The organism is Marseilla massiliensis (assembly GCF_016899855.1).
GTDB lineage: Bacteria > Bacteroidota > Bacteroidia > Bacteroidales > Bacteroidaceae > Prevotella.
Map to the genome: position 1 here is coordinate 1 of NZ_JACJJG010000108.1, position 9,156 is coordinate 9,156.

General features: G+C 53.5%; 8 protein-coding genes. 6 read left to right on the forward strand and 2 right to left on the reverse strand.

The window, feature by feature from the left end; translation table 11 throughout:
* Positions 1-24: 24 nt before the first annotated feature.
* Positions 25-546 (reverse strand): NUDIX hydrolase, encoded by a 522-nt coding sequence (locus tag H6A34_RS12305; protein ID WP_021948570.1) that lies wholly within the window; start codon positions 544-546, stop codon positions 25-27.
* A 148-nt stretch (positions 547-694) separates the two neighbouring features.
* Positions 695-2,131: a sialate O-acetylesterase gene (locus H6A34_RS12310; protein WP_205105760.1), complete on the reverse strand. Its 1,437-nt coding sequence runs from the start codon at positions 2,129-2,131 to the stop codon at positions 695-697.
* Positions 2,132-2,283: 152 nt separating this feature from the next.
* On the opposite strand from H6A34_RS12310, the gene H6A34_RS12315 reads away from it, so the two are divergent.
* The 6 genes from H6A34_RS12315 (at position 2,284) to H6A34_RS12340 (ending at position 9,042) form a co-directional block, all read left to right on the forward strand.
* Positions 2,284-3,108, forward strand: coding sequence for an alpha/beta hydrolase (locus H6A34_RS12315; protein WP_021948568.1), 825 nt, complete (start codon positions 2,284-2,286; stop codon positions 3,106-3,108).
* A 133-nt stretch (positions 3,109-3,241) separates the two neighbouring features.
* Entirely contained in the window at positions 3,242-4,177 is a 936-nt protein-coding gene (locus tag H6A34_RS12320) for a hypothetical protein (RefSeq protein WP_205105761.1), read from the forward strand.
* 247 nt (positions 4,178-4,424) lie between these two features.
* Entirely contained in the window at positions 4,425-5,597 is a 1,173-nt protein-coding gene (locus H6A34_RS12325; RefSeq protein ID WP_205105762.1) for a PCMD domain-containing protein, read from the forward strand.
* A 2-nt stretch (positions 5,598-5,599) separates the two neighbouring features.
* Positions 5,600-6,352, forward strand: coding sequence for a porin family protein (locus H6A34_RS12330; RefSeq protein WP_205105763.1), 753 nt, complete (start codon positions 5,600-5,602; stop codon positions 6,350-6,352).
* 24 nt (positions 6,353-6,376) lie between these two features.
* Entirely contained in the window at positions 6,377-7,393 is a 1,017-nt protein-coding gene (locus H6A34_RS12335) for a calycin-like domain-containing protein (RefSeq protein WP_205105764.1), read from the forward strand.
* Positions 7,394-7,746: 353 nt separating this feature from the next.
* Positions 7,747-9,042 (forward strand): DUF2851 family protein, encoded by a 1,296-nt coding sequence (locus H6A34_RS12340; protein ID WP_205105765.1) that lies wholly within the window; start codon positions 7,747-7,749, stop codon positions 9,040-9,042.
* The last annotated feature ends 114 nt before the right edge of the window (positions 9,043-9,156 follow it).

Consider the following 9,156-nt stretch of genomic DNA (forward strand, 5'->3'; position numbering starts at 1 on the left):
CTTTAACTACTAAAGAAAACTCCTTTAACTCCTGGATTCAATCCACCTTTGCAGTCCGTGCCTTACCGAGCGGAGGCCGAACAGTTCGGTGTGAATCTCCTCCGGAGCCAGCCAGAAGCATTCCGCCGCGTCATCGCCGGCGACGAGTGCTGACGTATCTTTCACCTCGCAGGCGAAGAATATGTCGAGAGTCTGTATGTCAAGTCCCGAATAATGATACACGTTCGGCCCGCTGAACAGGTATTTCGCGGAGGTTATCTCGAGGCCGGTCTCCTCCGTCACTTCACGCGCTACGGCCTCCTCGGCTGTCTCGTTCACGTCGGCAAAGCCGCCGGGCAGGTCAAGCGTACCCTTGGCAGGCTCCATCTTGCGCCGCTCAACGAGCAGCTCTCCGCGGCTGTTGGTGATGAGCGCAACCACCGCGGCAGCCGGATTCATGAAATATTCGAACCCGCAATTACTGCATTTCTTGCTTTTCGGAGAGTTCTTTTCAAAATGTGAACTCCCGCAGACAGGGCAATAACCAAACTTTTCAAGTAAATCCATGGAATTTAAGAATTAAGAGTTAAGAATTAAGAAAATATGTCTTGTTGCCATAAAGCCGTCATTTTTTCGGCAAATGTACAAATAATAAAGCATATTTTCTTAATTCTTAACTCTTAATTCTTAATTAAACAAGCTCTTGATTCTTGACTTAATCGTCCCAGTTATCTGTGCGGAAAGGCAGCAGCGGCAGTCCTGCCATGTTGGCAACGTTGCCGAGCATGAAGTTCCTGAAGCAGTACCTTACCGCCACCGGAGCCTTTACCTCAGGACAGGTGACGGCTATGCGGCGGCCTTTTGCCAGCCAGGCTTTCGCCGTGTGGAACACCTTGTCCTCTCCGGCAACCTCGAAACCCACCATGCCGTCGTAGCGGTTAAGCCCTCCGTACATGTTGTCAAGCTCTACGTAGCACGTGTCCCCGCTTACCGTCATGGCTTTAAACCGGGGGCTTTCACACCTCAACGACTTCATTCCGTAAGTCTTGTTGAGCGCCAGCCATGCCAGTCTTTCGCCCACCTTGCGCTTCTGTGCAGGGTGGATTTGCGTCAGTTCCCACGGATATATGCAGTCGTTGGTGCCGACGATTCCGCTGTTCGGTATTATGTCTGACGCCCTGAGCTGCTGCTCGCGTAGCCTGGCCGACCATGTGCCGTCGGCCTGTCCGCTCTCGTAAGGAGCTATCTCGACGATGTAGAAGGGGATGTCGCCCAGCCCGAAGTCCTTGCGCCACTGCTCGGCCAGCAGCTTGACACGCTCCGAGTATTGGTTGCCGGGGTCGCCTACGTTCGAGCAACCCTGGTAATATAGTATTCCTTTCACGGTGTACCTGAGTATCGGGTTGAACGTGCCGTTGGCCCACAGCAGCGGCCGGTGGAAGTCCCATTTATATTTCCTGACCATCTCGGCCGAGTCAAGCGGCTCCTTGGTGTAGCGCTCGAGGTTCTCCCTCGACAGCCAGCTCTCAACCCTCGAGCCGCCCTTGTTGGCCATCACCAGCCCGACGGGCACCCCTGTGGCCTTTGTCACCATGCGTGCGAAGAAGTATCCCGTGGCGCTTGCGTCGCCAACAGTCTCGGGGCTGCACTGCTTCCACTCACACATGGCGTCGTCAAGCGGCGTCATGCTCATCCTGCTTGGTATCTTGACGAAGTGTATCAGCGAGTCGGCGCGCGCCCCGCTCACCACGTCGTTGTATCCGTCAACGGGGCAGTCGTCGAATCCCTTGATGGGCATTTCCATGTTGCTCTGCCCCGCGCAGACCCACACTTCGCCTGCAAGCACGTTGCCAACGCTTACCGCTCCGTCGCCGTCGTCAAAGCTTATGGATAGCCTGCGGCCGTCGGCCTTGGGCGACTTCACCGTCAGCTGCCACCTGCCTTGTCCGTCGGCGGCGGCCTCGTAGCCGCTCTCGCTCCACGATACGGCCACCTTAACCGTGGCGCCGGGGCGTGCCGAGCCCCACAGGCACACGTCGGTGTTCTGCTGTATTACCATGTTGTCGCCTATCAGGTGGGGCAACTTCACCTTTGCCACGGCGCTGCCAAAAACGGCGGCCATGGCAGAAAGCATTAAAATACGTTTATACATAAAGTTACAGGTTTATAGATTGTTATAATAACTGATGTTCCTGCAATATTACGAAAATATTTTATTACATTTGCAAAATAATCTTATAAAAATCCCGGTGCTTACGGCTTTTGCCGTATGTTGAGACAAAACAATAAATCATTGAAACCATAATGAAAATCAAGAGACTGCTATTCATGGCCGCGGTCGCGGCATTTTGCGTGCCGTTGTCGGCCCAACAGAGTTTTGAAACGCCGTTATGGCCCAACGGTGCGCCCAACAGTAACGGCGACCCTGGCGACACGGCGAAGGTCAAGGTGTTCTTGCCGAAGAAGGAAACGGCCACGGGGCGTGCCGTCGTAATATGCCCCGGAGGGGGCTACTCGCACCTGGCGATGAACCACGAGGGCTACGACTGGGCGCCGTTCTTCAACAACATGGGCATAGCCGCCGTCGTATTGAAGTACCGTATGCCGCATGGCAACAAGGAAGTGCCCGTAAGCGACGCCGAGGAAGCCATCAAGCTGGTGCGCCGCAACGCGCAAAACTGGAACATAGACCCGCAGGACGTGGGCATAATGGGCTCGTCGGCGGGAGGCCACCTGGCTTCTACCATTGCCACGCACTCTACTGGCGACGCTCTGCCAAACTTCCAGATACTGTTCTATCCCGTGATAACGATGATGCCTGACATCACCCACAAGGGCTCGCACGACAACTTCCTGGGCCCCGACCCGAAGAAGAAGGACGAGCAGAAATACAGCAACGACCTGCAGGTAACGCGCGTTACGCCGCCTGCGTTCATAGCGCTAAGCGACGACGACCACACCGTGCTGCCCGCCAACGGCGTCAACTACTACATCGAGATGTACCGTCACGACGTGCCGGCAACGCTGCATGTCTACCCCTCGGGCGGCCACGGATGGGGCAACCGCGACAGCTTCATCTACCACAAGCAGATGCAACTGGAGCTGGAAGCATGGCTCCGCAGCTTCTGACGGGCATTTTGTAAGGCCAAAAACGGCATTGACATAAGGGAAGTAAACGTTTTTCGACGTTTTCTTCCCTTTTTTGATACAACTTATCCGAAAACGTTTTATATTTGCAACCGTAACCTTTAAACCGCTGACCATGAAGCATTTGAATTCGATAACGTCACTGTTTTTCCTCCTTGCGTTATTTTTTCTTACATCGTGTGATGATGACGAAGACACCCGTGTGCCCTCCATAAGGCTCATGACGGCGCAGGAATTCACGCGCTGCGTTGACGGAAAGGGATGGCGCCACGTAGAGTCGCACGAGATAAAGTCGAACGGCAACATGGACAAAGCCGACTGGTGGAGCGGCATGATAGGCGCGGCGCCGGTGCAGTACAGCTTCGGCGGCGGCGAGATGAGCACGTACATGTACATCGACTCATACCCGATTAACGGGTATGTCAGCGGAAAGTACACCTTCGATGAGGGCACCAACCGCCTCATGTCCGACGGAAAGGAAGTGTTCACCGTAGTCTCCGCGGACGACAATTTCCTGCGGCTGATAAAGCAACAGGGCACGACGGGCGACGGCGAACGCATATACCTCTATTCCGTCTACCGTGCGATGACAGCCGACGAGCTGTCGTCAACAATGAAAAACTATCCCTACAACCTCAACACATTAGACCAGGACTATCCCGTTATGCCGGAACAGGAGCGCATAACGGCTGCCGACTTTGCCGGCCATGCCGTCGGTCAGGCATGGCATTGCGCCGAAGTACACGAGACTTTCCTGGCCTACCGCTACAACTCGGCACCCTACACGCCTGGCAAATCACAGCCCGCCGTGCCCGATTATGAGTTCACCGCCGACTCGCTTTACTCCATCACGCCCTCCGCCGACGGCGGTGAGGCCACGCGCCGGGCCACTGCATACACCTACCGCGCCAACGGATTCTACGTAGAGACGGCCTCGGGCGACATCATAAAGATAGTGCGCCTCACGGCGGACGAGATGGTTGCGGTGCAGCCCTTGCGCAATACGGCGGGCGGGGATGACGTCACCGTGTACTGCGTCTACAGGAGATAAGAACTTGCCCAGCCATCCGTCGTTTTACAACTTGCCGCCTTTTACAATCCAAAACACCGTCTTTCGTGCGCTGAAAGGCCGTCTTTTGGATTGCGAAAGGCGGTCTTTTGCAAACCCTCTGATTATCAACCTGTTTCGTGTTGACAATGACCAAAAAGGTGAAAAAACAATACTTATTGTGAAAAAAATTTGGTAACAAATCTTTTTTCGCTTAATTTTGCACCCTGTTTACACATTATTAATTAAAATGAAGATAATAAACCTGCTGCTCGGCGCAGCCTTATGCTGCTCGCTCTCGTCATGTTTTAAGGACGAGCCGCTCAACGCCGAATGCGATATAGAACAGGCTTACGTGCACGTGGACGACCCCACAGATATATTCTTCGCCGCAAGCGACACGCTGGTTAACGTGCTTTCGGATGCAGACAATGTCGTTTTTGAAATCAAGGACGATGCCGACGTGTCGGCAATGGCTCCAATGTTCAGGCTGACCGAGGGCGCAACGATAACTCCCGAGAATGGTTCAGTACACGATTTTTCCGACGGTAAGTCTGTAGTCTACACCGTGACGTCGCAGGACGGAGCATGGCAGAGGACGTATAACGTGTCGTTCCGCGTGGCATACAACGTCAGCGAATACGACTTCGAGAACATCCGCTACGTCGACGGAGACATGGGAGGCGGCTATTACGAATGGAGCGACCTCTCGTCGTCTGGCGAATGGATAGGCAACTGGGCAACAGGAAACCCAGGATTCTACCTTACCGCGGCGCTTGGCTCCACGATAACACCGGCTGAGGAATTCCCGTCCGCGCCGGTAGACGACGGCCACAGCGGCCGTGGAGTTAAGCTCGAGACGAAGAGCACCGGGCCTTTAGGCACGCTGATAGGCCCGATGGGTATCGCCGCCGGCAACCTCTTCATAGGCGAGTTTGACGCAAGTAAGGCCCTCAGCGGCTCCGACGGAGCCATGCAGGCGACAAGCTTCGGCCGCACGTTCAGCGGAGAACCCCTGCAATTCACCGGCTGGTACAAGTACACGTCGGCAGGCCAATGTGTCGACGGCAACCGCCAACCGATAGCCGACACGTATGACCAAGGCGACATCTACGCCGTGCTCTACCGCAACCAAGACGCCAACGGCAACGCATTCACGCTGCACGGCGACGACGTGAAGACCAGCCCGCAGATAGTGGCCATTGCCCAAGTGCCGCAAGTAACCGACACTGACGGCTGGACGGAGTTCACCGTAGACTTCGAGTACCGCCAGGAGCTCGACCGCGACCTGCTGGCCAACCGAGGCTACAACCTCGCCGTAGTGTTCACCTCGAGCATAGACGGAGCATCTTTCCGCGGCGCGATAGGCAGCACGCTCTACATCGACGAAGTAAAGGTAATATGCGCAGATAATCAAGAATAAACATGAAAAAGACAATATTCACACTCATCGTAGCCGCCATTACGGCCGTTCCGGCATGCGCCGGAGGACTGCTTGACAATCTTGTCTACAACCTCCGCTTCGGCTACAGCATAGGCGGCACTGCCCCGATGGGCATGCCTGCCACCATACGCAGCATGGACAAGTTCACGCTTACGCCGAACTTCAACCTCGGACTCGGCATATACCGCGACCTCAGCGAGCACTGGGGACTGACCACCGGACTGTATCTCGAGAACAAAGGCATGGACGTCGAGGCCTCGGTAAAGAACTACCGCATGGCCTTCGTGCACGGAGGACAGCGCCTGGAGGGTAACTTCACCGGAGGCGTAAGCATGGAGGTGGAGCAGTGGATGCTCACGCTGCCCCTCATGGCCACCTACGCCGTCAACAAGAACCTGCATATAAAGCTCGGCCCGTATCTCTCCTACGTACGCTCACACAACTTCACCGGCTACGCCTACGGCGGCTATATACGCGTAGGCAACCCGACGGGACAGAAGGTGAACATCGGCACCGAGGAGGGCAGCCGCGGTACTTTCGACTTCTCAGAGGACATGCGCTCGTGGCAGTTCGGCATGCTGGCCGGCGTAGACTGGTACTTCCACAAGCACTGGGGCTGCTTTGCCGACCTGTCGTGGGGTTTCACCGACATTTTCGACAACGACTTCGACACCATCGAGCAGAACCTCTATCCCGTGTACGGAACAATCGGAATATCTTATAGAATTAAATAATTAACTTAAAAGAAAGGACAAATTATGAGAAAATTATTTACAATCGTAGCCATGGCCGTGATGGCATTGGCAGTTAATGCAAAGGATTATACAGGCACTTTTGCAATCTCTATAATGGGAAGTGACCCTATTGAGGTTGAGTCTTCTGTATCAGTAAACCCCGTTGAGACAACAGATGATACGTTGCCTTACGACATTATACTCAATAACTTCAGTGTACCTGTTTCCCCAACAAGTAGTCTTACGTTTGAGAAGATAACTTTGTCTAACGTATTGGCTGATGATACAGGTGGTATGGGAGGATATAAATTCTTTCAAGAAGGAACATATACAGCACAAATAACAGGCAGCCCTATTCCTGACCTTACAAGTCTGTATATAACAATTGTGGACGGAAGTTGCGTAAATGATGATAACCTATATCTTCAAATAAGCATGAGCGTCTTTAATACAATAGATGTAAACGCAACCTTCGGTGAAGAACCTAAGTTCCCCAAATATTATACAGACAATCTTAATATAGACTTAACAACGACAGATGGAACTCAATCATTCCCTGCACAGAAGTCAACAATTGTTGTAACAGAGCAAGAGGATGGTAATTACACATTGTCTCTCACTGACTTTACACTTGCAGGAGCATTAAAAGTTGGAACCATTGAAATTAAAGATTTGGCCGCAACAGAAACTGACGGAATAAAGAACTTCAGCTTTAACGCTCCTGTTACAATACAACCTGGAAGTACTGGAGAAGCTGGAGATTGGATGTTGGCCGGTCAAAGCGTACCTGTTGAGATGACAGCCAAGATGACGGATGATAAACTTTATGCTGTTATTGATATTGATATGGTTATCATGCAGGTACACGTTGTCTTTGGTTCAGATATAACTTCAGGCATTGACAACGTTACAGTAACCCCGAACGCAAGCGGCGTTGACGAGATTTACGACCTCAGCGGCCGCAAGCTGAACGAGATGCAGAAGGGTATCAACATCGTGCGCAAGGCTGATGGCACTACCGTTAAGGTACTGAAGAAGTAACAGGACTTAATTAAAACATACTATAAAAATCCCGTGTGTCGTCATGGCTCACGGGATTTTTTTGTATATTTGTTTCACGAATATAGGATGTGGTTCGGCAATGGCAAGCCAAAAAACTTCGTTTTTTTCTTGCCATTGTACTCACCTTTCACTATATTTGTCCCTGGTACGGCGGGCGTAAGGCCGCAAACCGCCGTGTAAAAGACGGCAAATTGCACGATGAAATGCCGTCTTTTAGAAGCCAAAAGACGGCATTTTACATATCAATCTGTAATCGTCTGAAAGTCAAGAAGTTATGGAATGACGCGGAAATAAACGGATTACTACTCTAACTACTTTAACTACTGAACAACATGGAAGCACTCCTACAATACGCATGGAAGCACAGGATGTTACCCCTCGGGACGCTGACTACTACCGACGGGCTGGCCGTTGAGGTGATTGACACGGGCCTGCAGAATACCGACGCGGGGCCGGATTTCTTCAACGCGAAGGTGAAAATAGACGGTACGGTATGGGTCGGGAATGTCGAGATACACGAGAAGTCGTCTTACTGGAAGGCGCACGGTCACGACCGTGACGCTGCTTACGACAATGTTGTGCTGCATGTGGCGACGGTGGTTGACGCCGATGTCGTGACGAGCGAGGGCCGGCGCGTTGCTCAGGTACGCATGGACGTGCCCCCGGAAGTGGCCCGTAACTATGAGGCGCTGCTCTCGGAGGACCGCTATCCGCCGTGCTATGCCATAATACCGTCGCTCGACAGGCTGACCGTTCACTCGTGGATGAGCCGCCTGCTGGCGGAGAGGCTCGAGCGTAAGACGGCCGACATCGTGCGCAGGGTTGAGGCTTGCGGCGGTTCGTGGGAGTCGGCGCTGTTCGTAACGATGGCCCGCAACTACGGGTTCGGCGTTAACGGCGACGCGTTTGAGCGTTGGGCGATGAACATTCCGCTGCAAAGCGCCGCCCATCATAGGGACGACGAGTTTCAGATTGAGGCCCTGTTCCTCGGTCAGGCGGGGCTGCTCGACGCCGGCGCCGTGCCTGAGCGCTACCGCGACGAGGCGCTGAAGGATGACTATTTCGTGCGCCTGGGCAAGGAATACGCATACCTTGCACATAAGTTCAGCCTCAAGCCGATGGACGCAGGGGCGTGGAGATTCCTCAGGATGAGGCCCCAGAACTTCCCGCACATACGCATATCTCAGCTCGCGAGGCTGTATTGCTCGCGGCGGGCCGACCTCAGCCGGCTTGTTGAATGTGCCACGGCAGGGCAGATGAAGGAGCTGCTGGCCACAAGCGTAACGCCGTATTGGGAGACGCACTACACCTTCGGCAGCACTGCCTGCCGAAGTGCTAAGCGCCTGTCGGCGGCCTCGCTCAACCTGATAGTCATCAACACGGCCGTTCCGGTAATCTTCGCCTACGGCCGCCACCGCAGGGACGAAGCCTTATGCGGCCGTGCGTTGGACATCATGACGCAGCTGAAAACGGAGAATAACCACATCGTGCGCCTGTGGCAACAGTGCGGACTGACGGCCGACAACGCCGGTGACAGCCAGGCGCTGATACAGCTCAAGACGGTGTACTGCGACAGAAAGGACTGCCTGAGGTGCCGAATAGGGTATGAGTATCTCAAGATTCGGTAGTTAAAGGAGTTTTTTCAGTAGTTAAAGAAGTTAAAGTAGTTAACGCTCCCTACGGTCGCTAAGTAGTTAAAGTCAAATGACTTTGTTCTTAGGAGTTAAGGAGTTAGGGAGTAA